The organism is Frankia sp. AiPs1 (assembly GCF_023716945.1).
Taxonomy (GTDB): Bacteria; Actinomycetota; Actinomycetes; order Frankiales; family Frankiaceae; genus Frankia.
This window is the reverse complement of record NZ_JAMQQF010000510.1, coordinates 1-4,326: the sequence shown is the minus strand read 5'-3', so window position 1 is coordinate 4,326 and position 4,326 is coordinate 1. Positions and strand designations below refer to the sequence as shown.

The following is a 4,326-nucleotide window of genomic DNA, read 5'->3' as shown; positions in this document are numbered from 1 at the left end:
GCCGGACCCCGCCCTGGAGCCGAACCCGGGGAGACGGCCGACGGCGCGGCGGCGCCGTCCCCGCTCGGGCCGCACGGCGCATCGATCCCGCGGCGGCCTTCCCGGCAGCGGCGGACCAGCGTGCGCGCCCACCTTTCTCGGGCGTTCCCGCTGCTGGTCCTGGGCGCGGTCATCCTGACCACCACCATGGTCACCCTGGGTATCGAGAACGCCAACCGGCGGCGGGCCGAGGCCCAGCGGGTGGCCGACAGCGACGCCCTCTCCGTCCGACTCGCCGGGTTCGCGGCCGACCTGAGCCAGCCCCGGCATCTCATCGACCCGGTTTCCCGGCTGCCGTGGTCGCTGACGGACCCCGTGGCCGACGCCCGGACGCTGGCCGCCGTCGCCGGGCCGAGCCTGTCGACGCCGGGCACTCTGCTCGCCCTCGTGGATCTCGACGGCCGGCCCCGGGCAGTCCAGCCACCTGGGGCTGCGGTGCCGTTCCCGGCGAACAGCCGGATCTGGGCGGCCGCCCGCGACGGCGGCCTGAGCCTCCCCGTCCTCGACGAGGCCAGCGGGGCCCGGATCTACAGCATCGTGCCCGTTCGGCGTGCCGGTCGCAGCGCCGCGTTCCTGGTGCTGGGCCGGACGCTGCACGGGTCGCCGGCCGCGGAGATGGCCCGCACCCTGGGTCGGGGAACGACCGCGGCGGCCGCCGGCACCGCCGCCCTGGACCTTGGCATGACGATCAGTGTCGTCGACGAGCACGGCCGGGTGGCGATGTCGAACGACGCCGCCACGGTCGGGCGGATCGTCGTCGACTCCGGTGAACTGCGCCCGATCACCCCCGGGCACAGCCGGCGCGTCACGGTGCGAGACAGCCACGGCGGCGGTCGCGTGGCGGTGGCCACCAGAATCCCCGCGAGTCCCATGCCGGCGTACCTCGTCGTGCGGCGCGACGGTCAGGGGGCGGCGGAGGGGCCGCGGCCCAACCATGCCCTCAGCGACCTGCTGCTCGTCGCGATCGTCGTCGTCACCGTGACGGGGCTGATGCGCGCCATCCTGCGGGAGGACCAGGCGATTCGGCGCGACGGCGCGCGCTTGCAAACCCTGCTGCACGAGTCGCACGACATCATCATCAACCTGAACCGGGCCGGTTCCCCGACGTTCATCAGCTCCGCGATCGAGAGCCTGCTGGGTCACCCGGTCCAGCCCAGGATCGGGCTGCCGCTGCTCGAGCTCGTCCATCCCGAGGACCGGGACTGGATGCGGGGTTTCCTGGACGAACGGCTTCGGGGCAGCCCGGCGTCGTTGCTGGACGTCCGGCTGTGCACGGCCGACGGTGGCTACCGATGGTTCGACATCGAGGCCGGTGCCTGGCGGGCCGCCTCCGGGCCGGGCTACCTGGACGGTGGGCTGCTGCTGACCTGCCACGAGGTCGGCGAGCGACGCCAGCTCCAGGAACAACTTCGGCAACGGGCGACCCGCGATCCGCTGACGGGACTGGCGAACCGGGTGGCACTCACCGAGCTGCTCGACGACCTGGCCGAGCAGCGGTCGGCCTTCGCGATCCTGCTCGTCGACCTGGACCACTTCAAGCCCGTGAACGACACCTTCGGCCACCAGACGGGCGACGACGTGCTGCGCACCATCGCCGCCCGGCTGACCGAGGTGCTGCGGGCGCAACTGCCGGACGGCGCGGTGTTCCGGCTCGGCGGCGACGAGTTCGTCATGGTGCTGCCCGACGTCGACGCCGACGCCCTGCGGCGCATCGCCCAGCGGGTGCGCGAGACCGTCGCGGCCCCGATCCTCTCGGCCGGCCACGCCATCGTCGTCGGGGCGACCGTGGGGCTGGCGTCCTCGCGCACCGTGGGCGGCGGGGCCGAGCCGCGTAATCCCGATCTCGTCGTCCGCCACGCCGACGCGGACATGTACGCGGCGAAACGCGCCGCCCGGGCCCAGCGACAGATGTTCCCCGCCAGCCACTGATCGGCCAGGTACCCGGCCGTCCGGCCGCCGGCTGCGGCTCGGCTCTGCCACGATGGGCAGGCCCGGCCGCCGGCGACACCCAGGCGGCACGCCGGTGACCAGGTCGCGGGAGGCACGCGGTGGGACGGGTCGTGGTGGTCGGCTCGACCAGCATGGACGTGGTTGCCCGGGTGGACCGCATCCCCGGGCCGGGCGAGACGGTGACGGGGAGCTCCGTGACGCTGTCCCCCGGCGGCAGGGGTGCCAATCAGGCCGTGGCGGCCCGCCGGCTGAGCGCCGCGACGGTCATGGTGGGCGCGGTCGGTTCCGACGGCTTCGGCTCGGCGCTGCGGGAGTTCCTGCGCGCCGAGGGCGTCGACGTCACCTCGCTGGCAGTCGTCGACGGGCCCAGCGGCACGGCCGTGACGACGATCGACGAGGCCGGCGAAAGTGTGATCGTCATCGTGCCGGGTGCCAACGCCACCGTGTCGGCGAACGGCCTGGATGCGCTGCGGCTGGGCCCGGGTGACATGGTGCTGTTGCAGAACGAGATCCCGGCGTCGGTGAACGCGGCCGCGCTCGACCGCGCCCGCGCCGCGGGCGCCCGCACGCTGCTCAACGCGTCCCCGCACCGTCCCACCGCCACCGGCCAGCCCTCCACCACCGGCCAGCCCTCGACCACCGGCCAGCCCACCGCCACCGGCCAGCCCACCGCCACCGACCTGCTCGCCGAGGTCGACGTGGTCCTGGTCAACGAGCACGAGTTCACGGGCCTGGTCCCGGCCGCCGTCGGCGTCGGCTCGCTGCCCGGACCGCGGGCCCTGGTCGAGGTGCGCGGCCTGCTCGCCGACGGCGCCGGGCCGAACGACAACATCGTCGTCACCCTCGGCGGCGCCGGGGTGTGCGCGCGGATCGCCGGGACGGTCGTCACCCTCGCCGGGCGGCGCGTCCCGGTCGTCGACACGGCCGGGGCCGACGACTGCTTCTGCGGGGCGTTCGGCGCCGGCCTCGCCGGCGGTCTGCCCGCGGCCACGGCCCTGTTCCACGCGAACCTCGCCGCCACCATCGCCGTGCAGCGTCCGGGCGCCGGCCCCGCGATGCCGACCCGGGCTGAGCTGGAGGACCTGTTGACCGGCGGCGGCCCATAAGGACCGGCCGGTGCAGGGGTGATGTGGCTCACCCGCTGCCCGCGGCGGCGGCTACGGCGCAGCCGGCCGGTCCGACTGCCGGCGAGTGTCAGCGGGAGCCCCTGGTGCCCGACCGGTTACCGGTACCGTTGCGGCGAGGGGACGTGTGCTGGGCGGATGCGGCGGCTGAGGCTGGTGGGGAAATGGACGCTCCGACGGCGCTCGTCGTCGACGACAACGAGATGCTGCGCGCGCTGCTGGGTCGGATCCTGTGCGCGGAGGGCTTCCGGGTGAACGCCGCGGGTTCCGTCGAGGAGGCGTTGCTGTTCGACGCCGCCGCCCACGACGTGCTGCTCATCGATCTGCGGCTCGGCAGCCGCTCGGGCGCGGATCTCATCGACGAGCTGCGCCGGATCGACCCGTCCGTCACGGCCCGCTGCCTGGTCCTGACCGGCGCCCCCGGGCTGGATCCGGTGCCCGCCGGTCTCCCGGTGCTGACCAAACCGTTCACCGCCGACGAACTGATCGCCGCGGTCCGCGAGGTCCTCCCGGCGAACCGGGAACGAGAGACCGACCGGGAACACGGGACCGACCGGGAACACGGAGCCGACCGGGGGTGACGGCACAGACCGACGGCGACGAACCGGTGACCGCCATGCAGACAGCTCCGGCGCGGACGCCGGCCTGCCCCCTCCCCCGCTCCCCGGGACCGGACGGTTCCCCGCCCGCCCCGGCGCTCGACCTGCTCCACCTGATGGTCGCCCTGCAGGAACGTGGGCACCGGGCGCTGGCCGAGCGGCTGCACGACGGCCCGATGCAGGACTTCACCGCCGTCCTGCTCGAACTGGCCAGCGTGCGGCGGCGGCTGTCCGGCGACCTCGCGGACCGCGTCGCCGGGATCGAGCATCATCTGCGGTCCACGACGAGTGCGTTACAGCTACCGCCGGGCGCCTTCCGCCTCGGCTACGACGCGCATCGGTCGCTGGCGGCGGGGATCGCGTTGCGGATCGCCGGCCTGCTCGTCCACCGCCTGGACACCGATATCCAGGTCGACGACCACCCGCCCACCCGCGCGGAGATCTCGATGGTGCTGGCCGCCGCGCAGTTGCTGCTGATGGCGAGCGACCCGGTGGGGACCAGCGAACATGCCTGGCTCGCGGTGTGCTCCACGGCGGCCGCCGTCGACCTGCGGCTACGGGTCCGGCCGGGCGGGTACGAGCCGCCCGCGGACGCGGCGCGGGCCGCCCGGCTT

4 protein-coding genes are annotated in these 4,326 nt (G+C 74.7%); all 4 read left to right on the top strand.

Annotation, left to right across the window (positions count from 1 at the left end):
* Nucleotides 1-1,968 (top strand): sensor domain-containing diguanylate cyclase (locus tag ND748_RS26310; protein ID WP_251748856.1); only part of this gene is annotated, 1,968 nt, incomplete at its 5' end.
* Between the two features lie 119 nt (nucleotides 1,969-2,087).
* Nucleotides 2,088-3,095 (top strand): ribokinase, encoded by a 1,008-nt coding sequence (locus ND748_RS26305; RefSeq protein ID WP_251748855.1) that lies wholly within the window; start codon nucleotides 2,088-2,090, stop codon nucleotides 3,093-3,095.
* Between the two features lie 182 nt (nucleotides 3,096-3,277).
* Nucleotides 3,278-3,694: a response regulator gene (locus ND748_RS26300; RefSeq protein WP_251748854.1), complete on the top strand. Its 417-nt coding sequence runs from the start codon at nucleotides 3,278-3,280 to the stop codon at nucleotides 3,692-3,694.
* The coding region (locus ND748_RS26295) for a histidine kinase (RefSeq protein ID WP_251748853.1) at nucleotides 3,691-4,326 on the top strand (636 nt) is incomplete at its 3' end. The genes ND748_RS26300 and ND748_RS26295, both read left to right, overlap by 4 nt.